This is a genomic window from Arcicella sp. BE140, from assembly GCF_031456255.1.
GTDB classification, from domain to species: domain Bacteria; phylum Bacteroidota; class Bacteroidia; order Cytophagales; family Spirosomataceae; genus Arcicella; species Arcicella aquatica.
In genome coordinates this window covers 25,482-51,892 of the sequence record NZ_JAVDUE010000011.1, presented here as the reverse complement: position 1 = coordinate 51,892, position 26,411 = coordinate 25,482, and the positions used below count along the sequence as shown (strand labels likewise).

Here is a 26,411-nt window from a genome sequence, read left to right as displayed (position 1 = left end):
GAAATCTGAAAGAAAAAAAAAGCTCATTGCTCAAAGCTCACATCTCAAAGCTGACAATACCTAATTAATTGGAACAAGTACTTTTATACTCATATTTCTGCCCATATTATAAACCCCACGATTACCTGTAGTCTGATTAATGTCTAAATATTTCAATCTACTTTGATGACTTTGATAAGCATTATCCAGTAGGTTATTAATATTTAGATAGATAGCGAACAAGGCTTTCTTTTTTTGATTGGTAACGGTAGCGCCCGTGCCAATATTAATAAGAGAATAAGCAGGTGTTTTTGTTTCAGTATTATAAGCCAACAATGCATTGTTTTGCTGTTGATTATGTTCTAATTCTACAGAGAAGTAAGCACCTCTTAAATGTTTTCCCCAATTGTTCTTTGTTAGTTTAATGTTACTCAACCATCTTGGCGGAGGCATAAAAGGCAGGTATTTAGCAGAATCAGTTTTTGCTGAAAGGTTTACTCCGTTTACTGAAGAGTAGCTTTGTGTAATGCTAAACCATCGTGCAGAGGCAGGGTTATAAGTAACTACAGCCTCCATGCCCAATAAGCGTGCGTTCCCTTGCTGATAACGAAACACAGGCACGCCGTTGATAATAGAATCTTTTCCTGTGATATTCTGAACACGCTCTGAAAAGGTATAATGATTGATGCGATTACTGAATAGATTGACATCAATGTATAACGAACTATTTTCAAAAGTAAGTCCTAAATCATTTTGTAAGGATACTTCAGACTGTTGATTGATATTACCGATTTCATAGCGAAAAGTACCAGCGTGTTCGCCATTTGAGGATATTTCGGGTACAGAGGGTGCTCTGAAACCACGAGCAACATTTGTTTTTACCGATAGCAAACTATTGATTTTGTATACCGCTCCAAAGCTTCCTGTGGCGTTTTGAAATGTTTTGTTAAACCCTGCAAAACGTTCAGTAGTATTAGCAGAAGGTTTGGTTTGAAATTTTCCTTCTGTATCAATATACAGTTTATGAATATCCAACTGTCTCAGGTCGAACCTGAGTCCTCCACTGATGAATAATCTATTGATTTTCTTTTTTGCAAAAGCAAATACACCATTATCTAACAAATTAAAATCAGGATACAATGTTTCATTTCCACGATTGTTCATCGTTTGAGCCATTCCATTAGTACCAATCGTGATTTCAAGATTATTTTTCTCTGCCAGATTAAACCTAGCATCATAATAAAGTGTCTGTAAGAAAAAATATAAATCAGCCTCAAAAGGTTTCAGTACATTCCCATATTCTTGTCGGTGATTCTGAGAATAAGCCAAGTTTAAGCTGAAAGTATTTCGACCCAGCATTAAATAATTATTCCAAGATACTTTGTAGTTAGTTAATGACTGCGAATTGGAGGGATTGATAGCAGGATTTTTTAATTCTTCTTCCGATACTCTTTCGGTTGTTGCTTTCCCGTTGATTAATACCTGCTTAGTAAAGTATCCTTGGGCATCTCTCATCCCATCAATGATATTAATGTCTTGCCCAAACTTTGAAATATAGATTCTCGAAAAGCCCCATTTCTTATTCAATCCTATCATACCAGAATAATCAAGCTCTCTGAATTTAGAACCATATACCAATCCATCATAAGGATTCTGATAATTCCCTGCATTTTTATTGCTCAATCGTCCCGTCCAGACCAAACCATTTTTATTTCCACCCAGATTAACAGAAAATCCGTGTAAGCGGTTATTTGTTTGATAGTTGTACAAAACACTTCCATTGATTTTTTCTGATTCAGTTGGAGTAGGTGAAATCACAGAAATAACCCCTCCTAAGCCATCAGAACCATACATTAATGACCCTGCTCCACGGATGATTTCGTATCGTTCTATTGAAAACTCATCAATATGTAAGCTGTGTTCTTCGCCCCACTGGTTGTCTTCTTGACGAACGCCATCATGTACTGTGATTACTCTATTGAAACCCAATCCACGAATAATGGGCTTTGATAGGGTAGGCCCTGTCAAAATTTGTGATACTCCAGGCAATTTTACAATGGCATCTACCAAGTTCGTTGAAGTACTTTGTAGCCATTGTGCTCTTGAAAGTGCAGCAATGGGTACTGGACTTTCTTTGACCAATGTTTTTATGCCTGCTCCTGTCACTACTACTTCCTCTAATGAGGTAGCGGCACTTTCCATGACAAAATTTTGATGAATGGTATCTTGGATTTTTATTTTTTGCGTAATGGTCTTCAATGAAATATAGCTTACCTGAATCGTAAAATCACCCTTTGGTAGGTTTTTGATATGGTAAAAGCCGTTTACATCAGAACTTGTGCCTGTTCTTAATTCTGGAATGTAAATGTTCGCACCAATGACAGCTTCATTGCTTTCGCTAATAGTTACTTTCCCAGAAATGGCGTGTTGACTATATGCTTTGGTGAAAGCAAAACTAGCTATGATTAAATAAAATATCGGTTTGGAGAAGTTTTTCATTTTGTATTTCTAATTAATAATTTAGATTAGTCTAAAAATTATTCAAATATAAAGCATAAAAATTAATTAGCTAATATAAAATAATAAAAATGTTACTAATTTTAAAAAAATAGCAAAGTAATTGCCTTGTAAATCAGGTGATTAATGTTTAGCAAAATTTATGATTGATAAATAAAATACAGGTAGTAGTATTTGAAAACGGTATACACCAAGCCCTGAAATAGCTAAGGGATATGGATTATACGATGTCAGGAGATGTTTGAGCGTAGAAGATTATCGTAAATAAGGAGACTAACACACAAAAAAATAGTTAAGTGTTATTATTTTGTCAGTATATTTGAAAAAATAACATAGCAAGCAAAAAATGTTTACATCAGAACCCGTAGTTGTCATTGAGAGTGCATTTGTATATCAAAACGAACGCGTAGTTTTAAGCGACGTTAACTTTAGTATCAACAAAGGAGAGTTTGTTTTTTTGATAGGAAGAACAGGAAGTGGGAAAAGTTCTTTACTAAAAACATTATACGCTGATCTTTGGCTACAACAAGGTAAAGCCAAAGTGGCAGGGTTTATTATTGAAAAATTAAAGTTAGCCGAGCGTCCTTTTCTTAGACGAAAAATTGGGGTTGTATTTCAGGATTTCCAATTGTTTATGGATAGAAATGTTCAGGAAAACTTAATGTGGGTTTTGGAAGCAACTGGGTGGAGTGATAGTGCAAAAATGAAAGCAAGAGTTGCTGAAGTATTAATGCAAGTAGGTATGTCAACGTCTCGTGATAAAATGCCACACCAACTTTCGGGAGGTGAACAACAACGAGTAGTAATAGCAAGAGCTTTATTGAACGAACCGCAAATACTGTTTGCAGATGAGCCAACTGGAAACCTAGATCCAGAAGTTTCGGGACAAATTTTAGAGCTTTTCCATGAAATTAACAAAGCTGGTACGGCCATTTTAATGGCAACACACGACTTTGATATGATACGCAAGTTCCCTGCTAGAATCTTGAAATGTGAGAACGGACAAGTAAAAGAGCAATAGTTAGGAATGACTGAGAGAGAATAATAAAGTTTTACCTTGAATATCAATTTAGACACACTTAATAATATCTCAACCTATGAAAAAATTATTTTTATGTATCACATTTCTGTATTTCTCCTGTAATATTTATGCCCAATTTACTAAAAAACATGAGCCTTTCGCTCATACCTTTTCTATTGTAGCCCGTGACAGTAAAACGGGGGAGATGGCCGTTGGCGTACAAAGCCACTGGTTTAGCGTTGGTACGGCTGTTTCATGGGGACAAGCTGGCGTTGGAGTGATTGCTACACAGAGTTTTATCAATAAATCATTTGGAATAAGAGGTTTAGCATTGTTGAAAAGTGGTAAAACGGCACAAGAGGCGCTTGATATTCTTTTGTCAAACGATGGAGGGAAAGACGTTCGTCAGGTAGGAATCGTTGATGCTAAAGGTAATGTAGCCGTACATACTGGTAAAAGTTGTGTAGATTTTGCGGGGCATATTAAAGGAACTAATTACTCTGTTCAGAGTAATATGATGCTTAATAATAAAGTACCTTCGGCTATGTCGAAAGCTTTTCAAGATAATTGGAGGTTACCTTTGGCTGAAAGAGTATTAAAGGCATTGGAAGCTGGACAAGCAGTAGGAGGGGACATCAGAGGAAAACAATCGGCGGCTTTATTAGTTGTAAAGGGTACTTCTACTAACAAACCGTGGGATGAAGACCATCTGGTAGATTTAAGAGTAGACGACCACCAGTCTCCCTTAATAGAACTTGCCAGACTTTTGAAAGTTCGCAGAGCATACGACCACATGGATGCTGGCGATTTGGCAACAGAAACTAGCAATATGAAAAAAGCTATGGAGGAATATAGCGCTGCCATGAAGCTTTTGCCCAACAATACTGAAATGCAATATTGGACAGCCATTACAATGGCCAACAATAAGAGCATCATAAAGGCATCTGAAATGCTCCAGAAAATATATGCTAAAGAGCCTAATTGGCGAGAAATGACAAAGCGATTACCCAAAGTAGGTTTGTTAAAGGTGTCAGACTTGGATTTGAAAGAATTAACTAAATAAGTTTATTTAACTAAAATTAACACAAAATACAGCAATAAAAAGGCTGTATTTTACATTTTAAAAAAGTACAGTACGGATTGTAGTACTTGAAAACAATCAATTTTATTATGCAATATTCAATTCTGTGGGCAGACGACGAAATCGATTTGCTTAAACCATATATTATGTTTTTGACCCAAAAAGGGTATGATGTTACACCTGTAAATTCTGGCGCGGATGCTTTAGAGGAGGTTGAAAAAAAGAAATTTGATGTAGTATTTCTCGACGAAAATATGCCCGGTATGACTGGCCTAGAGGTACTTCCAAAAATAAAGCAATTGAAGCCTAATTTGCCAGTTGTGATGATTACGAAGTCTGAAGAGGAGGATATTATGGAAGAGGCAATTGGTTCTAAAATTGCTGATTATTTGATTAAGCCATTGAATCCTAATCAGATACTACTTTCAGTAAAGAAAATTTTAGATAAAAAACGCCTTGAAGAAGAGAAAACCAATTTGTCTTATCAGCAAGAGTTCCGTCAGTTAGCGATGCGCTATCAAGACAAAATGGACTATGCTGAATGGGCAGATGTTTATAAGAAGTTGCTTTTCTGGGAATTGGAAATTGACAGAACCGAAAACAAGTCGATGGCGGAGGTAATGAACATGCAGAAGTCGGAAGCCAATGCTAATTTTTCAAGATTTATTACCGATAACTATGAGCATTGGTTGAATGAACCCAAGGGAAATAATCCTATTCTTTCGCATCAATTGATGAGGAAAAAGGTTTTCCCATTGCTACGAGAAGACTCTCCTCTTTTCTTTGTGCTAATAGATAACTTGCGTTTTGATCAATGGAAGGTATTGGAAGGATTAATTCAAGATTATTTTTCGGTAGAGGAAGAATCAACATATTACTCTATTTTACCTACTACTACAGCTTATGCTAGAAACGCTATTTTCTCGGGTTTGATGCCATCTGAAATAGAAAAACAATATCCTAAACATTGGGTACAAGATATTGGGGATAATGAAGATGAAGAAGGATTTAATCAACACGAAGAATTTTTCTTCCAAGAACAAATTCGTAAGAGTAGAATGCCTTTTGCAGTAAAGTCATCTTATCACAAAATCATTCATAACAATCAAGGAAAAAGTTTGGTTGAAAACTTCTCAAAGCTACTTCAAAATCATTTGAATGTAGTAGTTTACAACTTTGTGGATATGTTGTCGCATGCGAGAACAGACATGGCCATGATTAAAGAACTTGCTCCTGACGAATCAGGGTATAGAAGTTTAACAGCCAGTTGGTTTACCCATTCGCCTTTGTTTGATTTATTAAAGAAAATCTCTGATAAAAAAGGAAGATTAATCATCACAACTGACCACGGGATGATTAGAGTACAAAATCCAGTGAAGATTGTTGGCGACCGTTCTGTTAATACAAACTTACGTTATAAACAAGGTAGAAACTTAAACTGGGACGATGAAAACCATCTGTTAGTTTGTAGAAAACCAGAGCGTTTTTTCTTGCCAAAAGTAAATGTATCTACCACGTATGTGTTTACTAAAGAAGATTATTTCTTCGCCTACCCGAACAATTACAATCATTACGTAAGTCATTATAGGAATACGTTTCAACACGGAGGAATATCGTTAGAAGAATGTATTATTCCATTTGTGTATCTGACGGCAAAGTAAATTTATAACTAAAAAGAGCTGTGGATGATTATTCCACAGCTCTTTTTTAGTTACGAAAATATTTTTCTTTGCGCTTCTTCCAAATCTTCAGGAATATCTATTCCAAAACTATCATAAGGCGTTATCGCAATAGTAATTCTAAAGCCGTTAGCAAGCCATCTTAGTTGTTCTAATGACTCCACTTTCTCCAACAGAGCAACAGGTAATTTCGTGATTTTCTTTAATACATCTACTCTGTAAGCATAAATACCGATATGCTTAAAATAATCGTGAGCATTTAGCCATTTATCTTTTTCGATGCCCCTTAAATAAGGAATAGTTTGTCGGGTAAAGTAAATCGCTTCGTTAAAATTATTGAAAATAACCTTAGGCGTATTAGGGTTAAATAAAGTAGCCTCATCTTCAATACGCTTTACCAGTGTTGCCAACTCGGTTTTACTGGTCAGGCATTTAACTAAAATGTCAATTTGCTTGGGTTGGATAAAAGGCTCGTCGCCTTGAATATTGATTACATAATTATATCTTTGGAATTCTTTGCCCTCTTTTCTTCGGTCGGTTTTAGAAACGATTTGTAATGCTTCGAAACAACGATCAGTGCCGCTTGGATGTTTAGAGGAAGTCATCACTACTTCGCCCCCAAAACTTTTTACGTGTTCTACAATTCTTTGATCGTCTGTAGCAACTACTACTTTTGAGAGCAGATTAGATTTTGAGGCTTGTTCATAAACACGTTGAATCATGGATTTTCCGTTAATATCCACCAAGGGCTTTCCCGGGAAACGTGTGGAAGCATAGCGAGCAGGAATAATACCTAATATTTTTAACACTGATAAATTGGATTAGAATGAAATTGCAAAAATATATGTTTAAACTTGTAATCGAAGATTCAAATTAAAACGTAAAATAACAATAAAATTTATGCTAAAAAAAATAGAGGAGGCTTTCGGGGGGAAAATTTGGAATACAGCCTTTTTTAATAATAAAATGGTGTTGGAAATAAGGGATGAAACTAGCCGACAAGTAAGCTTTTCTGGATTGGATTTAAAAACGGGCAAAATTTTATGGAAAGACTTTTCTCCTGAAAAATCGTGGTGGTTGGGTTTAGTAGGCATTTTTGGAAATCATTTAATCTTACACAAATATTCAGACCAACAAAAGCCTGAACCTCTGGGTGTAATCGTTATCAATATTGATACTTGTGCAATTAAAGAAAAAATTGAGGATTGGATTTTCTTTAGTTGTGATGGCAATATTTTAGTGCTTTATCAGTTAGATGAAAGTAATATGCCTGTTTATCATAAAATTGCGATTGAAACGGAGCCATTTTATGATTTTGTTCCAGACCAAAATGAGCATTTAGTTAGGCATTATCCAGATTCAAGTCCGTATTTTCCAACGATTTTTAGATTCCTCTACCAATTAATAAATATTGAAGCCCAAAATGGGGTAGATTATCTTGAAGTCAATGACAAAATTATAATTTCTTACTATATTTACAGAGGAAACCAATTCCAAAACTATTTATTAGTAACCAATAAAGAAAAACAAATTCTACTGCATGATTTTATTGCTGAAAGTGAGGGAATAGGAATAGATACCTTTTCAATGAAATCTAGCATTTTATTATATATTAAAAATCAAAATCAACTCATCGGATATGAAATATAACACTAAGTCCGTTGCTAAGATTGTCTCTATCTTTCTTTTGTCAGCAACATATACATCTGCTTTGGCAAAAGAAATTAGCCTAGATTCAGTTACAGTACGTAAAGAAGATGGAAAAACTTATGTAATTCATAAAGTAGAACCCAGACAAACGCTGTATTCTATTTTGAGGAAATACGGAAGTTCAATGTCTGAATTCAAAGCGGCAAACCCTGGAATATCAGAGAATATGAATATTGGGCAACAGATAAAAGTACCTTATAACAAAGCTACTACGTATACTGTTCCTGCAAGGACATCCGCTAATCATAATACTGCAATATTGACACCAGATCCACCAAAATCTGCCACACATACTGTAGAATATGGACAAGGGTTATATGGTATTGCGAACAAATACAAAATTTCGATTGCAGACATCAGAAGATGGAATAACTTAGCGAGCGACCAATTAACGGCTGGACAAGTCCTGATTGTAGATGCAAAAGAATATGAACGAAGTAAAAGGAACCCTGATAATCAAGTGAGAAGTGAGGTGCCTAAAACAGAAATTTATAAGTCGGTTGAAGCGCCAGAACATGCTAAAGTAACAGCAAAGGTAGAAGAGCCTTTGCCTAATGATATAAAAACATCATCAGAAGTAGTAAGAACAGCATCAGGATATAGAAGAACTATCGAGTCTGGATTAGCAGAATTAATTGACGTAGAAGATAACTCAGGTAAATATTTAGCATTGCATCGTTCGGCGGGAGTTGGAACTTTAATTAATGTAAAAAATGTTGCTAATGGGCAAAGTATCTGGGTAAAAGTAGTAGGAAAATTGCCAGATTTAGGAAGCGATAAAGTAATTATCAAACTTTCGCCAAGAGCTTTTGAAAAATTGAATCCTACTGAAAAAAGAATCAGAGCAGAGCTTAATTATATGACCCCATAAAAAATGCGCCGCAATAAAAGACAAATTACTTTTGGGCATATCGTGTTTAATGTTCTTTATGCATTAGCATTCCCTGCCATTTCAACTTTTGCTTTTTTATATACTGTTTTAGTATGGATTTTTTCTATCCCTTCTAAAATTATCGCATTTGTTGCTTCAAGAATTAAATAAACGAATGGGAATGAATTTATTCATTCCCATTCGTTTATTTCCCCCTTTCAAAAATGATTAACTAGTGGACGAGCGTTCGAATCTCTCCGTCTCTAAATAAGTTTATATTTCCCTTTCAAAAATGACTAACTACGTCGCAGATTTATTAGAAGAAAAATATTTAAAGTATAATCAGCCTAATTTTATTCCAAACGATCCAATTTCTATTCCACATCTTTTTACTAAAAAAGAAGACATCGAAATCATGGGCTTCTGGTCAGCCGTATTAGCTTGGGGGCAAAGAAAAACCATTATCAATAAATGCAAAGAATTGATAACGTTGATGGATGGTAGCCCTCATGATTTTATCATCAATCATCAAGATTCAGACCTCAAGCCGTTTTTGTCGTTTAAACACCGCACCTTCAATGATATTGATACTCTCTATTTTATCGCTTGGTTTCGTCATTATTACCAAAAATACGAATCTTTAGAAGAAGGCTTTCTGGTTGAATATCCAACATCACAGCAAACGAATGTCAAACAAAATCTAATGTCTTTTCATGACCTTTTCTTTAGCTTGGAAAATTATCCTGAAAGAACAAGAAAGCACATTGCCACACCCCTGAAAAACTCTTCTTGTAAACGACTGAATATGTTTTTGCGTTGGATGGTCCGTAAAGATAGTCATGGGGTTGATTTTGGGATTTGGCATCGCTTAGATACTTCAACACTTATTTGCCCTTGTGATGTCCATGTAGAGAGAGTCGCTCGTAAATTAGGCTTAGTAGAAAGACCAAAACCAGATTGGCAAATGGCAGTCGAATTAACTGAAAATTTAAAATTGCTAGATGCCAAAGACCCTGTAAAATATGATTTTGCGTTGTTCGGTTTGGGAGTAGAAGGCGAAATGTAAAATACATAGAAATAATTAATGAGCTTTGAGCATTCAGTTTTTCAATAGTTAAACAATAGCGTTAGCAATATTTTTCAAAATGAAAATTATAAAAGAACCATTTGGGCGTTTTACAGAATACATTTTATCTAATCCTACAACAGGAGAATCAGTGAATATTTTACCTGCATTCGGTGGAATAATCCGTAAAATGACCTTTCAGAAAGAAGGCAAATTTTTCAATGTAATAGCTGGAGCGGATACCGACGAGCAATTAGTAAATGAAATGACGGCTTACCCATCAGCACATTTGTTTCCTTGGGGGAATAGGGTACGAGATGGGAAGTATACATTTGAAAATGCAAATCATCAATTACCGATTAATGAAGTAGGGTTGCATAATGCAATTCATGGATTTGTGGCTTTTGCAAATTTTGAAGTTGTTCAAGAAGAGGCAGACGATACTAAAGCAAGCATTATAATACAGTTTGAATACAAAGGCAATCATGTTGGTTATCCTTTCCCTTTTGTGTTAGCGATAACCAATACATTGTCAACAACGGAAGGCTTTACGCTCACGTATACCATTAAGAATACAGGCTCTACAAAAATGCCAATGGTATTAGGCTGGCATCCATATTTTAAAATAGCAGGTGAAACGGCCAACGATTGGCACATTGATTTCCCTGCAACAGAACAATCTATTCCCGACGAACAGATGATTTCTGTCAGTAAAAAGTCGGTTGATTTTAGCGGAGGTATTGATTTGAATAATCAAATACTAGATGCTGTTTTTAGCGTTAAAAAAGCGGAGAAAATTACGGCTGTACTTCATTCTGCGAAGCAAAATGTTTCTATCAATGTTTGGCAAGCAGGACTGGATAATCAATTTACTTTTATGGTTGTCTATATTCCACCAACACGCGATTGTGTAGCTATAGAGCCAATGACGGGCAATACCAATGCTTATAATTCTGGAGATGGCTTGCTGACTTTGTCAGCTGAAGAAACCTATCAAGTAAGCTGTGGTGTTTTTTTATCGTAAAAGAAATAGGGAAGAACATTCAATTGTCCTTCCCTATTTTTATATCCTTATTTTTTACGATGTTGTATTCTTTCATAAACCATCTGAATGATACCATCTTTCAAACCTAAATCTGGTACAAATATTTTTTTAGCCCCTGCACACTCCATCGCTGATAAATAGATTTGTGCAGCAGGAACAATTACATCTGCACGGTCGGCATTGAGGCGTAATTTATTGATTCTCTCTTCATAAGTAAACGACGCTACATAGTTTTTCAAGCGTACCAATTCTTCATAACTGATAGAAGTAGCATCTTGATGATTAGGAGAAATATTGAATAACTTGCTAATGTTTCCACCCGTACCTACGGCGGTAATATTAGCCGTTGTTACATCAATATTGCTTTCAATCCATCTACGCATTTTATCCCAGTCGCCCTCTTTTTCCTTATGCTCTAACAAACGAACAGAACCAATTTTGAAAGATTTTGAAGCGATTTTCTTTCTTTCAGAATAAATGTTTAACTCTGTCGAACCTCCCCCTACGTCGATGTGCAAATAATTGGCATCATCCAAGGCTTGTACTACTACGTCGTTGATAAGTTCAGCTTCTTTAGCGCCTTCTATGATGTTGATTTTCATATCCAAAATTTTGTGGATACGGGTAATCACAGCTTCGGCATTTCCTGCTTCACGCATGGCAGAAGTAGCACAAATCATATAATCTTTTACTTCGTGTAAGTCTAATAAAAGTTTATAGGCATTTAATAATTTGAATATTCTTACCTCAGACTCAGGGCTGATTTCTCCGTCATTAAATACATCATGTCCCAAACGTAAAGCAAAACGAACGTATTCTACTTTTTTAAAACTTATTTTACCATCGTTTTCAAGCACTCTTGAGATTTGCATTCTGGCGGCATTCGAGCCGATGTCAATTGCGGCAATTTTCATGAATAATAATTTTGAATGATAATATTATAATTTGTTAAAGGTAAAGCCATTTCCTTCCTCCTCAAAATCAAGCTCTATATTTATTAAATACATCAAATGACGCTTGTCTATTAACACTTTCAAGTCGTTGATTTCGTAAAGCTCATCGTGTTCTGTCATTTTGTCAAAGCCAATCAGATAAGTAGCACTACACGCTCCACCACGTAAACCAACTCTTAAAAAATAATTCTCAGGAATGCCTTTTATACCCAAAGCCCTGATTACCTCTGTTTTGGCAGTTTCAGTAATATTGATGGGAATAATTTTAGTATCTGTCATTGATTTTTAGCATTAATGAATAAGTAATAGTGATTGACTTGGAATAATACAGCTAAAAAGTACTTTCCAATTCCCTCAATTTACAGTATTTAATATCGATTCCTTAATTAAAGGGTAATTTCATTGGGCAAAATTACTTATTTTTGAAGGATTATCGTGAATAATAAACCCCAACATCATGGAATTAGTTGCTGATTTAATAAAGGTTTTACTCCCCGCTGCTTTAGTTTTATGGGCTATGTATCTAACAGTCAGTTCTTTCTTGAAAAAAGAATTAGTACAAAAAGAATTAAATATTAAAGCTGAAACAGCCAAAACAATCCTCCCAATCCGTTTACAGGCCTACGAACGCATGGCTTTGTTCTTAGAAAGAATTTCGCCTAATAACTTGTTAATCCGTTTGTCGGGTAGAGTTGACACAGTTGGAGGGTTTCAACAATTGATGTTAGCTGAAATCAGAGAGGAGTTCTCGCATAACCTCGCTCAACAAGTATATATGAGTGATGAGGCTTGGTTGAACATCAAAAATGCCATGAACGAAATAGTAGCATTGATTAATTTATCAGCCAAAGATATAGACCCGAATGCTCCTTCACTTGAGTTATCAAAACGTATTCTGGAAGTTGTACTTTCTAAAAATATTGCTCCATCAGACGATGCCCTAAAATTCTTAAAACAAGAAATGCGTAATAATTTTATGTAGGATTTAGCATCTACATTTGACGTTGTCTATCACTACATTAATTTCTTTTTCAACCAACGATTTAAGTGCTTGTCAATCCTGAACGTGTATAGATTACTAAGAGCAATCAATGTTAGAATAGTAATTAAAGTGAATGCCCAACCAAATGGTGAAAAATAGGCACCAAATGAATAGATGATTAAAACACCTGTATTTTCATGTATTAAATACAAGAAGTAGGAAGATTCACCAATATCGCTCACTATTTTATTTTCAAAAAAGGCAAGCTTATCTGGGAGATAGATAAATAAGAAAAACAATAAAAACATACCCCCATAGATTGCCTTTGTAGAAAAATTAACGCCTGAGTAAATAATAAATAATGAAAAAAATAGGAGGTAGATTTTGATATAAAGTGGCGTTTCTGCGTTGTTCTGCTTGTTTTTGAATAATGAATAAAACAAAACACCAATAGCAAAGAAAGGCAAATAAGTGATTAAATTGAATCCTTCTTGCATCCATTTTGAATAACTCATCAAAAAAGATGGGGTCAAACCAATACGTATTAAACCTGAAGAAAATAAATTAATATTTAGTTTGGAATCATTGACAACGATGAAATTAACAACAACCAAAATAGTTGAAGTCAGCATGAAATTTTTAAGAAATCTCTCTTTATTGAAATAATAAATTGTACTAGACAGGAAATAAAATTGTAATTCAGGCCAAAGACTCCAATAAGAATCGTTTAAATAATGGAGTTCTACATTAAATCTACTGAATAGGTTATTCAATAAATTGGGTTGAATAAAAGTAAGGCTTGGTATGAAATTAACTATTTTATGACTGTTGTAAAATATATTATGAGTATCGAAAAGGTTGAAAATAATGTAGGTAATTACCGAAGCAATAATCATTGAAGGCAATAACCTCATTAATCTTTTCTTCCAAAAGGAACGAAAAAATGGCGTGTTATCAAGCGTGAAAAATATTACAAAACCACTGATGATAAAAAAGAACTCTACTCCTAAATAACCCCATCTGAAGTAATCGTAATCATTATTGTAAGGATACAGTGAAACAGGATATAAAGGTGGTATTCTTCGTGAAAAATAATGAAAAAGCATTACTGATAATATTGCCAATGCCCTAAAACTATCCAATAATGTAATTCGAGTTTTTATCATATTTTTTGATAGGTTTACTTTTTATAGTATATACAACTTGAAGTGTTTGCAAATTACACCAATCAAACTCAATTCTCCAAGTTTTCATAAATTGTAATTAGTTAAGAGCAGAGCTAATTGAAAATGATTTATCTCTAAAACCAATCACTTAATTCAATGAAAAATATCTATATTTTTAGTGGGCTAGGAGCAGATGAAAGGGTTTTTAAGAAGCTAGACTTTTCGGGTTATGAAATCACTTTTGTACGTTGGATAGCGCCCAACAAAAATGAAACCATAGCACATTATGCCCTTCGGCTGACTGAACAAATTAAAACCAATCGTCCGATATTAATAGGACTTTCCTTTGGGGGAATGATGGCTACTGAAGTGGCAAAGTTGATAGACACTGAAAAGATAATCATCATTGCTTCTGCTAAAACATACCAAGAAATTCCTGTTTATTATCGCCTTGCAGGACTGTTAAAACTTCATAAGCTTATTCCTACAGCAGTCCTCAAAACACCAAATATGTTTAGTAATTGGCTTTTTGGGGCAGAGAGTGTAGCTGATAAGGACATGTTAGCAAGTATTATGGTGGATACAGAACCAAACTTTTTAGTTTGGGCAATTGATAAAGTTGTTAATTGGAAAAATAAAACTATTCACAAAAATTTAGTACATATTCATGGAACAGCGGATAAAATTCTGCCTTTTTACTTTGTGAAAAGTGATATAATCGTAAACGGAGGAGGGCATTTAATGACTTTAAATAAATCGGAAGAACTGACGAAAATAATAAGGCATTTATTTGATTAAGCTCGATTATTAGTAAATTCTATATAAAAATGATAATGAAATGAATGAAGAAGAACTACAAAATATAATCAATAAGTTTGATGAAATTGAATTGAAGAAGAAAGCTATTTGGGGGATTTTTCAATATGGTTGAGGTTCCGATGAAAGTTATATAAAAGCCAACAAAGAGGGCTTAGAATTATTTGCTTTGGAATTGCTAAAGGCTTCTCTCGAGAGCAGTAAAATTATAGAAGAGAAAAAGGATAAAGTAGTACATCTTGATTATTACGGGAATTGGATTTATGAAAATGCTGATACATACCTCCAATATATTGAGTTATTGGATGAGAAACAGCCATTAAAACCTGAAAAAGAATATAAAGAAACTTTATCTGACAAATTGAAAAAATATTTATTTATAATCTTTTTGATTATCTTATTAGTTGCACTTTTTATAGGGTTAGGAACAATGTTTATTTGGATATTTTAATTAAAATCCAGAAGAAAAAGAGGAAGCCCTAACGGTTTATAAAATGTTCTTAGATGAGTGGATTTAGATTAGTCAACTTTTAAAAAGTTGACTAATCTGTAAAAAGGTGCCTACTCTGTAAAACATAATGACAAAATTACACCTTCAATTTAGTCTCTGCCTTAATTTCTGACATTACGAAAATACTATGAGTACTGCCAATGTTTTCCAAAGATGCTAATTTGTTCATCAGAAAACCTTGGTATTCACGCATATCGTGGACGATAATTTTTAACATAAAATCGTAATCTCCAGAGATATTATAACATTCCTGTACTTCATCAAGCTGAACAATTTCTTTGACAAATTTTGCCCCTGCTTCTTGCGCATGTTCCTTTAGGCGAATGCTACAAAAAACCATTAAATCTTTCTCAATTTTTTCACGATTTACCAACGCAACATAGCCCTTTATTACCCCTTCTTTTTCAAGTCTTCTTACACGTTCATAAACTGGGGTGGGGGATAAATTCAGCCTGCCCGACAATTCTTTGGTTGTCAGATGAGCATCTTCTTGCAAATGCTTTAAAATTTCTCTGTCTGTTGAGTCTAGTTTCATTTTGATGTGTTTGGGTGGTTTAAGTATTCAGTAAGATAATTTATCCTTAAATTTTTAAATTAGGCTTTAAATTTAATGAATTTTATCCTATTCACTATTTAAAAGTAGAAATAATATCCAATTTGATTCAACAAAGCAAATGAATTATCTTTTTGGGATAACTTTGTGCCTAATTTATGTTATTTGGTAGAACACAAGTATTTTTGTATTTTATTATAAACGAAATCATCAATTTATTCAGTGTTTTTGCCGAATATTCATCTATATGTAAGAGTATAATATTGTGCCACGGAAAGATAAATAAGTAAATAAAGTTATAAGTCTATGGCTTATAACTCATAAAAGATATGAACAATCCCAATATAAGAGAAATCTTGAAAAACAGAATCCTAGTGCTTGACGGTGCGATGGGTTCATTGATTCAAGAATATAAATTAAGTGATGCCGATTACCGTGGTGAAAAGTTTCGCAATTTCCCGCATGAAGTAAAGGGAAACAACGATATGCTTTCTATTACAAAGCCAGAAGTAATCAAAGAAATTCACGCCAAGTATTTTGAAGCAGGTGCTGACATTGCGGAAACGAATACCTTTTCAGGTACTTCTATCGCTATGGCTGATTACCACATGGAAGAATACGTCTATGAATTAAACTACGAATCAGCTAAAATTGCGCGTGAAGTAGCAGATTTATACACAGCTAAAAACCCTAACAAACCTCGTTTTGTAGCAGGGTCTATTGGACCAACAAACCGTACACTCTCGCTTTCGCCTGATGTAAACGACCCTGGTTACAGAGCAGTTACTTTTGATGAATTAGTAGAGGCATATTACGAACAAATACAAGGCTTAGTAGATGGTGGTGCGGATGTATTATTAGTAGAAACTATTTTCGATACTTTAAATGCTAAGGCGGCTTTATATGCGATAGATTTATTTCAGAATGATAAAAAGAACGGAACGATTCGTCCTTTAAAAAGCACATCTATTCCTAAACAAAATAATCCTAAAGCCGTATTGGCTCATCCAGATACCAAAATACCTGTCATGGTTTCTGGAACAATTACGGATGCTTCGGGAAGAACGTTATCTGGACAAACTACTGAGGCTTTCTTGGCTTCGGTATCACATATTGATTTACTTTCAGTAGGATTAAACTGTGCTTTAGGAGCCGATTTAATGCGTCCTTACGTACAGATTTTGGCTGATAAAGCACCGTTTATGGTTTCTGCCCATCCTAACGCTGGTTTACCTAATGAAATGGGTGAATACGACCAGTCGCCAGAGGAAATGGCTGTCATCGTTGAAGATTTCCTTCAACATGGCTTTATGAATATCATTGGTGGATGTTGCGGAACGACGCCTGCGCATATTAAAGCCATTGCAACAGTAGCTGCTAAATATCCTCCACGCCAATTACCTGAAGTACATAATCATCAGATAATCTCTGGTTTAGAGCCTTTGATTATCAAGGAAGATACCATGTTCGTCAATATTGGCGAGCGTTGTAACGTAACAGGTTCAAAGAAATTTGCTCGTTTAATTCGTGAAGGGAAATATGATGATGCCATTGCCGTAGCACGTGAACAAGTAGATGGTGGTGCACAGGTAATCGACGTAAACTTAGATGAGGGAATGATTGATGGGGTAGAAGCCATGAAAACATTCTTGAATTTATTAATGGCTGAACCAGACATTGCTAAATTGCCCATAATGATTGACTCTTCTAAATGGGAGGTAATCGAAGCAGGATTGAAATGTGTACAAGGGAAATCTATTGTAAACTCTATTTCATTAAAAGAAGGAGAAACGAAGTTCAGAGAATCGGCCGAGAAAGTTAAACGTTATGGCGCTTCGGCAGTAGTAATGGCTTTTGATGAACAAGGTCAGGCAGATTCTTATGAAAGACGTATAGAAATTTGTAAACGTGCTTATGATATTTTGGTAGATGAAGTAGGCTTCCCTCCGGAAGACATTATTTTTGACCCAAATATCCTGACAGTAGCCACTGGTCTGGAAGAACACAATAATTATGCTGTTGACTTTATTAATGCTACACGATGGATAAAAGAAAACCTTCCCTTCGCTAAAGTATCGGGTGGGGTATCTAATATCTCATTCTCATTCCGTGGGAATGAGCCTGTTCGTGAGGCTATGCATACCGTCTTTTTGTACTATGCTATCAAAGCTGGTATGGATATGGGTATTGTAAATGCTGGTCAGTTGGGTGTTTATGATGACATTCCAAAAGATATGCTGGAGCTTTGTGAAGATGTATTGTTGAATCGTAGAGATGATGCTACCGAACGCTTGGTAACCTTTGCAGAAACCGTAAAGTCAAAGGGGAAAGAACAAGTAATAGACAATGCTTGGAGAGATTTACCTGTATCAAAACGCTTAGAACACGCCTTAATCAAAGGTCTTACTGAATTTATAGACCAAGATGTTGAGGAAGCTCGACAGTCTGTAGAAAAGCCATTGCACGTGATTGAAGGGCCGTTGATGGATGGTATGAATGTGGTAGGTGATTTATTTGGAGAAGGTAAAATGTTCTTACCACAAGTTGTAAAGTCGGCTCGTGTAATGAAAAAAGCCGTAGCCTACTTATTGCCGTTTATTGAAGCAGAAAAGCAAGATGGCGAAAGTTCTTCAGCAGGGAAAATACTATTAGCTACTGTAAAAGGCGATGTACACGACATTGGTAAAAATATTGTAGGAGTAGTATTGGGCTGTAATAATTACGAAATCATCGATTTAGGTGTAATGGTGCCTACTGCCAAAATATTAGAGGAAGCCAAAAAACATAATGTTGATATCATCGGACTTTCGGGTTTGATTACGCCTTCATTAGATGAAATGGTAGGGGTTGCCAAGGAGATGGAGCGTCAAGGCTTTAAAATACCTTTGTTGATTGGTGGTGCTACTACTTCAAGAATCCATACCGCAGTGAAAATAGACCCGCATTATGCTGGACCTGTGATTCATGTGTTAGATGCTTCTAAAAGTGTACCCGTGGCAGGTAGATTAATGCAGAGTGAGCAGACCAATCAAGAGATTTTTGATGAAATCAAAGGACAGTATGCGCAGATGAGAATCGACCATGCTAGTCGCCAAAAAGATAAAAACTATGTGCCTATTGAAAAAGCTAGGTTAAATAAAGACAAAATCGATTGGACAAACTTCAAAGCTAAAAAACCAACATTTCTGGGTAATCGTTATTTTGATAATTATGATTTAGCTGAAATAGCTAAATATATAGACTGGACTCCATTCTTCTCAACATGGCAATTATCTGGAAAATACCCTAAGATTTTTGATAACGAAATAGTAGGAGCGGAGGCTCGTAAATTATTCAACGATGCGCAGGCTTTATTGAAAGATATTATCGATAATAAATTATTAACAGCCCGTGCCGTAGTTGGTTTTTATCCAGCCAATTCAAATGAAGATGATATTATTTTATCTGATTTTGAAGAAGTAATCCGTGAAATTCCTTGTGAAAAGCACGGAGTGCATACCCACAAAGAATATCGTGTAGTAAAGAAGGAAGCTAATCCTACGATTTTACACAACTTACGTCAACAAGGACAAAAGGCCTCGCATTTACCAAATCTTTGTTTAAGTGATTTTATTGCGCCCGTTGAAACAGGCGAACAAGATTATATAGGTGCTTTTGCGGTAACTGCAGGTATCGGTATCGAACCTTTGATTGAAAAATATGACCGTGATCATGATGATTACAACTCAATCATGGTAAAAGCCCTTGCCGACCGTTTGGCAGAAGCATTTGCTGAATTGATGCACGAACGTACACGAAAAGAATTCTGGGGTTATTCAAATGAAGGAAACTTAAGTACAGAAGACTTAATTGCCGAGAAATACGATGGTATCCGTCCAGCACCAGGGTATCCAGCTTGTCCTGACCATACTGAAAAAGCAGCCTTGTTTGCCTTATTACAAGCGGAGGAAAAATTAGGCATTATCCTGACAGAAAGTTTTGCGATGTATCCAGCTAGTTCAGTAAGTGGTTGGTATTTCTCGCATCCTGATAGTAAATATTTTGGGTTAGGTAAAATAGCTAAAGACCAAGTAATAGATTATGCAAACCGTAAAAACATGAGTTTGGAAGATACCGAAAGATGGCTAGCCCCAGTGTTGAATTATGACTAAAAGTAAATCGAGATTTCATCTCGATACGCTATAATAAAAAAATCCACTCTTAACATTTTGTTGAGAGTGGATTTTTTTATAAAGTTAAGTGCAACTTAAATAGTAGAACTATATCATAAACTAAGTTAGAGGGGTAAAACATGGGTGTAAAACAATTATAATGATTAGACTTTAACACTTAAAATATCCTTTACAGCATATGTTAATGTTGGAAAAATAAATTTATATTGATGTGCTAGAAGGCGTGTTGGAACTACCCAACGGCTTTTCAATATTAATTCCGTTTCAGTACCTATCATGAGAGCCCCTATTTCCAGTAGCCAAGTAGGTGAGGCTACCCCAAAAGAAATTCCATAATATTTTCGTAATGAAGCCATCAAATCAGTATTTTTAACAGGTTCAGGGGCAGTGCAGTTAATAATGCCATTAACTTCTTCATTGTTCATTAGCCATTCCGTACACTTTGCTGCATCCTTTTCATGAATCCAAGAAATGTATTGTTGTCCGTCTCCTTGCTTGCCACCGAGACCAAATTTTACAAGGTTTAGTAAACGAGGAAAAACGCCATTCTTACTTCCCAAAACAATTCCCATGCGTAATGCTACTTTGCGAGTCAGAGGTGTATTTGTTTGAAAAAAAGTATCCTCCCATTTCCTGCAAACATCAACTGAAAATCCATAACCAATTTCCCCCGTTGTTTCATCTTGTGGGTGGTCTTCAGCGTGTCGATAGATGGTTGCTGAGGTTACATTAATCCACAGCTTTGGTGGAGTCTTCAATTTTTCAATTGCTTTACCAAGAAGCTGTGTTGGAATAACTCTGGAATCAATAATTTCTTTTCTATTTTTGAGAGTATATCTACAGTTTACATTTTTGCCACAAAGATTAATCAGCATGTCGGCCTCCTCTAAATACCCTTCCCATTCACCAGATGTTTTTGCATCCCAATGAATTGTTTTTATGTTTCCCACTCGACTCGCCTTACTTCTGCTCAGAATGATTATCTCCTCTGTAAAAGGTCTATAATATTCAGTTAGCACGCCTCCGAGATAACCATTACCTCCAGCAAGTACTATTTTCTTATATTTCATAATTAGAGTAAAAAAATAATGAGCAGAACAATGATGCGGTATAATACCCAAGAAAATGTAACTAAATACCCTAAACGTAAGAGCTTGACCCTACGGAGATGTTCAAAAAACATGAGGCTTACCACTGCTAGAAACCATGTAAAATATAAGATAGTATCAAACGCTATCCAGTTTCCTACTATCAAAACGGGCAAAAGGAGTAATGCACCTGCTAGGGAAATAGTCATTAAATTTCCTAGATAATCCCATATTCTTTCTTTTTTGTAGAAAAATATAACAAAAGCTTGAAATACAATTTGTCCCCCACATATCATAAATTCTCGATAGGTATGCCCTTTCGGCAAAATTTGAATCATCTGTTTGCCATAAGCACTAAGAATAAGAGAAGTTATCAACCAGCTAAAAATAAGATAAGCAATCCGATAATGTTTTTTAAAGCTCGGCTGGAACTGAAAACTTCCACTTTCAAGAGGAGCAGGAATAATCACTCTTCGATTATAAGACACAAAAGCGTATAGTTTTGCCATTAACCAAATAAAAGGTTTAAACTGGAAGAGAGGCTTAAAAACAGGCATCGCAGTGCTAAAAATTCTAAACAGACTTTCGATACCATAAGATACTTCTCCAGTTTTCTGATTTATCAGCGCTATTTCATTAACTGCTCTTTGCCAGTCAAGTGTCGGGCATGCTTGTGCAGGATATTCTTGGTAAGCAATTCTTCCATTTTTTTCTAATAATCCAGTGCTGACAAATGCCTTTGTATATAACTGACACATCGGACATTCAGCGTCAAATAAGATGAGATTGTCTTGTAAAGTTTTCATTTTGTGTATATTGAATTTTCAGTAAATATTGAAAGTTTATATCGAAAAAAAATGCTCATTTGAACATTTTAAGAATAGATCCCCAAAACCAATTTTCTTCTGCATGGAGCATGGTTTCAATGGTTTTGTCTACATTTTTGGCAAATTTGTTTATATCGGTTACTGATTTATGAAAAGTTGCAAATTCAGGATTTTTTAAATCTCCATTAACTTTAGAAAGTTCATCCAAAATTTTTACAACAGGGTCTAATTCCCTTTTTCTTCGTTCTTTGGCTACTTGTCTTGCAATGTTCCAAACATCTTTATCAGCATAAAAATATTCTTTTCTCTCGCCAGCTTTATGTTGTTTTTCAATTAATCCCCAACTAATCAAATCCCTGAGCGTCATATTAGCATTGCCCCTAGAAATACTTAAACTTTCCATGATTTCCTCAGTTGTAATAGGTTCAGGTGAGATAAGGAGCAAGGCATGCACTTGAGCCATTGTACGGTTGATACCCCACTCAGAACCAAGCTTTCCCCATGATTCAATAAACTTTTGTTTTCCTTCTGCTAATTCCATAATCAAAGATATGCATATAAATTAAACTTTCAAAACTTTTTGAAAGTTTAATTTATGTCTAGTGGTAAATTTATTAAAAAGATAAGATATTTTAGAAATAAAATGTAGTAGAAACAATAAAGTCCTAATTGTTTTTAGCAATTAGGACTTTAATCAATATTTAAATAATTAACATATAATGACTTAAATGTAAATACTAGAATTCACCTTCTTTTTCTTTTGAAAGAATTGATTGTAATAAATCTTGAACAATTGACTTAAATTCTTCAAAAGCTTGTTCTTTTATAAGTGGCCATTGTTCTATTGTTTGTTTTTTTGCAAGAGTACCCCACTTTGAAGGAAAAGAGTCTCCAAAGTCTGAGCCTTTTCTCATCATGATATATTGACCACCTTCATGGGTTATATCACTAATGATAATCTTTGATTTTCCAGCCTTACACAATACTTTGCAATCATAATTAAAATGTCCTCCATTTCTATTTTCTTTGCCTATTAAAGTAGAATTAACATAAATTAATTTTTTGGTTTGAGCTTTAAAGTTTATAACTCCTTCTTCTTTACTTTCATAGTATATACTAGCATTTTTAGAATTTCCAAAACGTTTTACAATAGCCATTTTAACGCTTTCATAAATTTTATCTTTTGAGAGAGTGGGTTCTTTTGATTGAATTATTGATGAAAGAACCATTTTATTATTTGAATCTCTTGTACTATCAATAACAACTTGACCTTTTACATACATTGAAATTAAAAGAGATAAAACAAGTATGGTAATGTTTTTCATGAATTGATTAATTTTAAATTATAGAATTTCTTAAATAGAATAAAATTTATAAGAATATAAATCAAAAAAAGCCTGATTACATAAAGTAATCAGGCTTGTGACAAGTACCCAGAGCCGGAGTCGAACCGGCATGCCAGTGAAGACACTGGTGTTTGAGACCAGCGCGTCTACCAATTCCGCCATCTGGGCATTTGATTTCTCAAACTTGATGCAAAGATAAGTGATACTTTTTTACTACACAACCTTAACATTTAATTAATCTGAAACTTTTTTGTAAGTGTTCTTGTAAGTTTCTGATTACTAGCTTGATTGTTGATTGAATAAATTTGAAAAAAAATTATTCATATCTCAACGATTCTATCGGATCAAGTTTTGAGGCCTTATAAGCTGGATATATTCCAGAAAATAAGCCTACCACTACGCAAACTCCAATTCCGACTGACATCCATAGCCAAGGAATAATAAAGCTTGAAGTTCCGCTCATTAATAATTGAGCAAAGATGTTACCAATAATAATGGCTAAAAAGATACCGCCTAAACCTCCTAAAATGCAAATTACAATGGCTTCAATCAGGAATTGTAAACGAATTAGATAGGGGGTAGCTCCTAATGACTTTCGAATACCTATCTCTTGCGTCCGTTCAGTAACTGAAACCAACATAATATTCATTAAAGCAATGGCAGCACCCAATAAGGTAATAAAACCTACGCCAAAGCCTGCTATTCTTAGAATCCCTGTAATACTTTCAGACTGTTTAGCCAAAGAATCCGAACGTTCTATTGAAAATGAATCTGGTTGACCGATTTGGTCTTGTCTGATAATCCTCATCACCCCTCTAGCTTCTTCTATTACATTATCAATATCTGTAATGTTAGGGACAGACGTAACAATATCATAGGTGAGGGTCTTGCCTTGAGCCATCTTTCTTCCTGTTTCTAAAGGCATAAAGATTACTCTGTCGTCACCACCGCCCATCAAACTACCTTTTTTCTCTAGTAAGCCTATTACTTTAAATTTTTGTCCAAGAATATTGATTTCTTTATCAAGAGGATTAATATTTTTTCCAAAGAGTTGATCCACAATGTCTACACCAATGATACAAACATTTACAGCATACTGTAAATCGTTGGCTGAGAATGTTCTTCCTTTCGAAATTTTATAGCCTTTTATATCCATAAAATTATCGTCAGTACCCATTATCCTTGAATTAGGATTAGTCTTTTTCGATTCATATTTTACTTCTACCGAAAAACTAACATTAATTTTTAGACCAATAATGGCTGAATGACCAAACTTTTCTTTGTATAGTTTTGCTTCACGATAATCAATTTGGGGATAGTTTTTTTCTTTCTCGCCATCTTTTCTGATTTTGAAAATATCTCTGTTTCTAAGGTCGAAGGCATTAGCACCTAGCCCTGCAAAACTGTTGTTTACAGAACTTTGAATACCATCAATTACAGTAAGGCTACCAACCAAGGCAGTCACACCAATGGCAATGATTAGGGCAGTGAGGGTGGTTCTAAGCATATTTGCTTTGATAGAGCGTAAGCCCTCACGAATATTTTCTAATAAATTCATAGTTGTGGATATTGAAATGGATTCGATTTGAAACCAACATAAATTATGACGAATGTATGTTTAATCCTAATCTGGATTGTGATTAGCACTAATAATATACTAAATTCGTTTATCGTTTATGAATAACAAATTTAGTTCAGAGAACTTAAATAACTTCACCAATGAAAAGGCTATTATTTCCGTTTATCATATTCTTGACGCTTACAAGCCGTTTATGGGCTTCTCAGATCTTGATTCCGATGGATGACACTCAAAAAAACCATTTAAAATCTTACGGAATTGCCTATTGGATTCTCAAAACGCATGATACAGAAGTAGAGTGGCTTTTGAATTATAGAGGCGGAGCTTTTATGTTCCCACAAGCACAGCAATTCGAGAATGAGTTAATTATCCGTGGGGTAAGTTACGAAGTGATTTCGGAAGGACAGGCTTCTCAAATTAGGGCAGAGGTAACTAGTCCTGATGTAAATATGGATGTCGTCAAATTGCAAAAACCGCCCAGAGTAGCTGTTTATTCTCCTAAAACCGCCCAACCTTGGGATGATGCCGTTACCTTGGCGATGACTTATGCCGAAATACCTTACGATTTGATTTTTGATGATGAGGTAATGAATGGGAAGTTGCCTGAATATGACTGGCTACACCTGCATCACGAAGATTTTACAGGACAAATGGGTAAGTTTTTAAACCAAAGCGGGCAACCATGGTATCAGGCACAATTACGTGAGGATAAAAAGAACGCTCAAAAATTTGGCTTTGATAAAGTATCTCAATTGAAACTAGGCGTAGCTAAAAAGATTCAAGAATTTGTAGCAGGCGGAGGATATATGTTTGCCATGTGTACGGCTACAGATACCTACGATATTGCATTAGCGGCCGAAGGAATTGATATCGTCGATGCATTTTATGATGGCGATGGTTATGATAAAAATGCCAATGGAAAGCTTGACTTTACTAAAACTTTTGCTTTTCAGAACTTTAATTTAATTTTTCTGCCACAGGTAATAGAGTTTTCAAATATTGAAGCCTATTCCAACGAATCAAGACCAGTAGGAGAGGAGAATGATTTTTTTAACCTATTTCAGTTTTCTGCTAAATGGGATCCTATCCCAACGATGTTGACACAAAATCATGAAACAACGATTCATGGTTTCATGGGGCAAACTACTTCTTATAAAAAAGAATTGATAAAACCTGAAGTAGTAGTATTAGGTGAGAATCGTTCTTTAAATGAAGCTAGATACATTCACGGCACTTTTCTGAAAGGCTTCTGGACCTTTTATGGTGGACACGACCCTGAGGATTATAGACATTATGTGAATGAAGAACCAACCGATTTGAATTTACATCCCAACTCACCGGGTTATCGATTGATTCTCAATAATGTACTTTTCCCTGCTGCGAAGAAGAAAAAGCAAAAGACTTAATCGGCAAAAAATATTGTTGTCTGGTCCATAAAAAAGGCTCTCA

The 26,411-nt window shown here is 35.0% G+C and carries 24 protein-coding genes and 1 tRNA gene; 13 read left to right on the top strand and 12 right to left on the bottom strand.

Features of this window, described 5'->3' with window-relative positions; all coding sequences use genetic code 11:
- Nucleotides 1-60 precede the first annotated feature (60 nt).
- The gene (locus tag J2Y60_RS15815; RefSeq protein WP_309919850.1) at nt 61-2,478 is read right to left on the bottom strand and encodes a TonB-dependent receptor; all 2,418 of its coding nucleotides are present in this window, start codon (nt 2,476-2,478) and stop codon (nt 61-63) included.
- A 364-nt stretch (nt 2,479-2,842) separates the two neighbouring features.
- On the opposite strand from J2Y60_RS15815, the gene J2Y60_RS15810 reads away from it, so the two are divergent.
- The 3 genes from J2Y60_RS15810 to J2Y60_RS15800 all read left to right on the top strand — a co-directional run bounded on the left by J2Y60_RS15810 (nt 2,843) and on the right by J2Y60_RS15800 (nt 6,259).
- Nucleotides 2,843-3,517, top strand: a complete 675-nt coding sequence (locus tag J2Y60_RS15810) for an ATP-binding cassette domain-containing protein (RefSeq protein WP_309919846.1) — start codon at nt 2,843-2,845, stop codon at nt 3,515-3,517.
- 76 nt (nt 3,518-3,593) lie between these two features.
- On the top strand, nt 3,594-4,580 hold the full coding sequence (locus J2Y60_RS15805; protein WP_309919843.1) for a DUF1028 domain-containing protein: 987 nt from the start codon (nt 3,594-3,596) through the stop codon (nt 4,578-4,580).
- A 107-nt stretch (nt 4,581-4,687) separates the two neighbouring features.
- Complete coding sequence (locus J2Y60_RS15800) at nt 4,688-6,259, top strand: bifunctional response regulator/alkaline phosphatase family protein (protein ID WP_309919839.1); 1,572 nt, start codon at nt 4,688-4,690, stop codon at nt 6,257-6,259.
- A gap of 50 nt (nt 6,260-6,309) precedes the next feature.
- Here J2Y60_RS15800 and kdsB read toward each other — a convergent pair whose 3' ends face one another.
- Nucleotides 6,310-7,086 carry a 3-deoxy-manno-octulosonate cytidylyltransferase gene (gene kdsB, locus J2Y60_RS15795; RefSeq protein WP_309919836.1) on the bottom strand — a complete coding sequence of 259 codons (777 nt, stop codon included), beginning with the start codon at nt 7,084-7,086 and terminating at the stop codon, nt 6,310-6,312.
- A gap of 91 nt (nt 7,087-7,177) precedes the next feature.
- Here kdsB and J2Y60_RS15790 point away from each other — a divergent pair, with 91 nt between their 5' ends.
- From J2Y60_RS15790 to J2Y60_RS15770, 5 genes are all read left to right on the top strand, one after another.
- Entirely contained in the window at nt 7,178-7,927 is a 750-nt protein-coding gene (locus J2Y60_RS15790; protein ID WP_309919832.1) for a DUF4905 domain-containing protein, read from the top strand.
- A complete protein-coding gene (locus J2Y60_RS15785; RefSeq protein WP_309919829.1) occupies nt 7,917-8,858 on the top strand; it encodes a LysM peptidoglycan-binding domain-containing protein in 942 nt (313 codons plus the stop codon). The genes J2Y60_RS15790 and J2Y60_RS15785 overlap by 11 nt, the downstream gene beginning before the upstream one ends.
- Before the next feature lie 3 nt (nt 8,859-8,861).
- Nucleotides 8,862-9,029, top strand: coding sequence for a hypothetical protein (locus J2Y60_RS15780; protein ID WP_309919826.1), 168 nt, complete (start codon nt 8,862-8,864; stop codon nt 9,027-9,029).
- Nucleotides 9,030-9,150: 121 nt separating this feature from the next.
- Nucleotides 9,151-9,924 carry a TIGR02757 family protein gene (locus tag J2Y60_RS15775; protein ID WP_309919823.1) on the top strand — a complete coding sequence of 258 codons (774 nt, stop codon included), beginning with the start codon at nt 9,151-9,153 and terminating at the stop codon, nt 9,922-9,924.
- A 79-nt stretch (nt 9,925-10,003) separates the two neighbouring features.
- Entirely contained in the window at nt 10,004-10,948 is a 945-nt protein-coding gene (locus J2Y60_RS15770; protein ID WP_309919820.1) for an aldose 1-epimerase, read from the top strand.
- 47 nt (nt 10,949-10,995) lie between these two features.
- Here J2Y60_RS15770 and J2Y60_RS15765 read toward each other — a convergent pair whose 3' ends face one another.
- The gene (locus tag J2Y60_RS15765; protein ID WP_309919818.1) at nt 10,996-11,883 is read right to left on the bottom strand and encodes a phosphatase; all 888 of its coding nucleotides are present in this window, start codon (nt 11,881-11,883) and stop codon (nt 10,996-10,998) included.
- A 24-nt stretch (nt 11,884-11,907) separates the two neighbouring features.
- Entirely contained in the window at nt 11,908-12,201 is a 294-nt protein-coding gene (locus J2Y60_RS15760) for an iron-sulfur cluster assembly accessory protein (protein WP_309919815.1), read from the bottom strand.
- Nucleotides 12,202-12,379: 178 nt separating this feature from the next.
- On the opposite strand from J2Y60_RS15760, the gene J2Y60_RS15755 reads away from it, so the two are divergent.
- Nucleotides 12,380-12,904, top strand: a complete 525-nt coding sequence (locus J2Y60_RS15755; RefSeq protein WP_309919813.1) for a hypothetical protein — start codon at nt 12,380-12,382, stop codon at nt 12,902-12,904.
- 32 nt (nt 12,905-12,936) lie between these two features.
- Here the strand turns inward: J2Y60_RS15755 and J2Y60_RS15750 are convergent, their stop codons facing one another.
- A complete protein-coding gene (locus J2Y60_RS15750) occupies nt 12,937-14,070 on the bottom strand; it encodes an acyltransferase (RefSeq protein WP_309919810.1) in 1,134 nt (377 codons plus the stop codon).
- A gap of 156 nt (nt 14,071-14,226) precedes the next feature.
- Between J2Y60_RS15750 and J2Y60_RS15745 the strand changes: the two genes are divergently transcribed.
- Together J2Y60_RS15745 and J2Y60_RS15740 are read left to right on the top strand one after the other, a co-directional pair.
- The gene (locus J2Y60_RS15745) at nt 14,227-14,868 is read left to right on the top strand and encodes an alpha/beta hydrolase (RefSeq protein WP_309919807.1); all 642 of its coding nucleotides are present in this window, start codon (nt 14,227-14,229) and stop codon (nt 14,866-14,868) included.
- 187 nt (nt 14,869-15,055) lie between these two features.
- The gene (locus tag J2Y60_RS15740) at nt 15,056-15,337 is read left to right on the top strand and encodes a hypothetical protein (protein WP_309919804.1); all 282 of its coding nucleotides are present in this window, start codon (nt 15,056-15,058) and stop codon (nt 15,335-15,337) included.
- 136 nt (nt 15,338-15,473) lie between these two features.
- Here the strand turns inward: J2Y60_RS15740 and J2Y60_RS15735 are convergent, their stop codons facing one another.
- Nucleotides 15,474-15,932, bottom strand: a complete 459-nt coding sequence (locus J2Y60_RS15735) for an Lrp/AsnC family transcriptional regulator (RefSeq protein WP_309919803.1) — start codon at nt 15,930-15,932, stop codon at nt 15,474-15,476.
- Nucleotides 15,933-16,279: 347 nt separating this feature from the next.
- On the opposite strand from J2Y60_RS15735, the gene metH reads away from it, so the two are divergent.
- Nucleotides 16,280-20,101: a methionine synthase gene (gene metH / locus J2Y60_RS15730; RefSeq protein WP_309919800.1), complete on the top strand. Its 3,822-nt coding sequence runs from the start codon at nt 16,280-16,282 to the stop codon at nt 20,099-20,101.
- Nucleotides 20,102-20,265: 164 nt separating this feature from the next.
- On the opposite strand, the gene J2Y60_RS15725 is transcribed toward metH, so the two are convergent.
- From J2Y60_RS15725 to J2Y60_RS15700, 6 genes are all read right to left on the bottom strand, one after another.
- A complete protein-coding gene (locus J2Y60_RS15725) occupies nt 20,266-21,192 on the bottom strand; it encodes a TIGR01777 family oxidoreductase (protein WP_309919797.1) in 927 nt (308 codons plus the stop codon).
- Nucleotides 21,193-21,194: 2 nt separating this feature from the next.
- Entirely contained in the window at nt 21,195-22,016 is an 822-nt protein-coding gene (locus J2Y60_RS15720) for a hypothetical protein (protein ID WP_309919794.1), read from the bottom strand.
- Nucleotides 22,017-22,071: 55 nt separating this feature from the next.
- Nucleotides 22,072-22,578 (bottom strand): MarR family transcriptional regulator, encoded by a 507-nt coding sequence (locus J2Y60_RS15715; protein ID WP_309919791.1) that lies wholly within the window; start codon nt 22,576-22,578, stop codon nt 22,072-22,074.
- A 196-nt stretch (nt 22,579-22,774) separates the two neighbouring features.
- Nucleotides 22,775-23,362, bottom strand: coding sequence for a DUF4468 domain-containing protein (locus J2Y60_RS15710; RefSeq protein WP_309919788.1), 588 nt, complete (start codon nt 23,360-23,362; stop codon nt 22,775-22,777).
- Nucleotides 23,363-23,467: 105 nt separating this feature from the next.
- A tRNA-Leu gene (locus J2Y60_RS15705) sits at nt 23,468-23,551 on the bottom strand.
- A 148-nt stretch (nt 23,552-23,699) separates the two neighbouring features.
- Entirely contained in the window at nt 23,700-24,941 is a 1,242-nt protein-coding gene (locus J2Y60_RS15700; RefSeq protein WP_309919785.1) for an ABC transporter permease, read from the bottom strand.
- A 161-nt stretch (nt 24,942-25,102) separates the two neighbouring features.
- Between J2Y60_RS15700 and J2Y60_RS15695 the strand changes: the two genes are divergently transcribed.
- Complete coding sequence (locus tag J2Y60_RS15695) at nt 25,103-26,368, top strand: asparagine synthetase B (RefSeq protein ID WP_309919782.1); 1,266 nt, start codon at nt 25,103-25,105, stop codon at nt 26,366-26,368.
- Nucleotides 26,369-26,411: the final 43 nt, after the last annotated feature.